This is a genomic window from Bacillus sp. MUM 116 (assembly GCF_001866655.1).
Taxonomy (GTDB): domain Bacteria; phylum Bacillota; class Bacilli; order Bacillales; family Cytobacillaceae; genus Neobacillus.
Genome location: NZ_MLYR01000185.1, coordinates 1 through 1359 on the forward strand (window position 1 = coordinate 1; position 1359 = coordinate 1359).

General features: G+C 35.8%; 2 protein-coding genes. Both read left to right on the forward strand.

Features of this window, described 5'->3' with window-relative positions; translation table 11 throughout:
• Positions 1-119 precede the first annotated feature (119 nt).
• Positions 120-320 (forward strand): cold-shock protein, encoded by a 201-nt coding sequence (locus tag BIV60_RS27735; RefSeq protein WP_071358889.1) that lies wholly within the window; start codon positions 120-122, stop codon positions 318-320.
• 363 nt (positions 321-683) lie between these two features.
• Entirely contained in the window at positions 684-1226 is a 543-nt protein-coding gene (locus tag BIV60_RS27740; RefSeq protein WP_071358890.1) for a GNAT family N-acetyltransferase, read from the forward strand.
• The last annotated feature ends 133 nt before the right edge of the window (positions 1227-1359 follow it).

Genomic DNA, 1359 nt, shown 5'->3' on the forward strand with positions numbered 1-1359 from the left:
AAGAATTATTTTTGTTCGGTGTAAAGGATAGTATTAGTAAAAACTTTTCGTCTTGATGATCACTGAGAGCAAGGATAGTAATATATTGTGTGTGCTTAGCACACTAGGAGGCAACAAACATGGAAAAAGGTAAAGTAAAATGGTTTAATGGCGAAAAAGGCTTCGGATTCATCGAACGTGAAGGTGGAGAAGACGTATTCGTTCATTTCTCAGCTATCCAAGGCGAAGGGTTCAAAACATTAGAAGAAGGTCAAGAAGTGACTTTTGATGTTGAGCAAGGTCAACGTGGAGCACAAGCAGCTAACGTTCGTAAAGCTTAAATAAAATGACAAACATGGACAGACTCTTTTTTAGAGTCTGTTTTTTATTTTTCTTAGAAAAACAAATAACCCCACTCAAAAATGAGTGGGGTTATTTGAAAACAGTAAATCAAATGGTAAACCAAGTGTAGCATATAAATTGTGGATCTCCTAATTTCCTTGTATTTTTTACTAAGAGAAAAACTCTGTTGACAACATAGAAATAGACTGAAACAAATCATGTGCTATGATTCAATACCGTAGGATCCCTTTTTCTTATTGTGCTAACTGGCAGGTTTGTTAAACAACAATATCATTAAATAGAGGATTTTTAGCATTCATAAAGAAAGAGTAAATAATAAGTAGTGAGGGGATGAAGAAAATTTGGAAGCAAGTAACCATATCATTCAGATAAAGCCTTGGGAGGATAATGACCTTGATTTGCTTTTTCTTATAAACGCTCCAGAAATGATGCAGCACCTTGGAGGTCCAGAGAGTAAAGAGCAGATTTTGATTCGTCATAAACGATATCTTGAGCTTGGTAATAGAGGACGTATGTTCAGCATTAAATTGTTACCAGAATTAGAACCAGTAGGTTCTGTGGGTTATTGGCAAACTACTTGGAATAATGAAAGTGTATATGAAACTGGATGGAGTGTTCTACCCTCTTATCAAGGGAAAGGAATAGCTACAAAAGCAGTAAAGTTAGCAATTGTAGAAGCATCTAGTGAGAACAAATATAAATACATTCATGCATTCCCATCGATTGATAATCCTGCTTCAAATGCAATTTGTCGGAAGCTTGACTTTCAGTTTATCTCTGAGTGCGAATTTGAATATCCTCCAGGAAGCTTTATGTGGTGTAATAATTGGCGTTATAACTTAAAATTGGAAAACTATTACGCAGGAGCTTCGACATTTTCCTGACGGTACCCCGTTAATGGATCAATGATGGGGGGAGCGATTAAATTTAAATCGGAAAACGATGTGAGCGATGTACAAATGATTATTGTAGAATAAAAAAATCTGTTGCAAGTGAGCACAGACGGTGTTACAATAA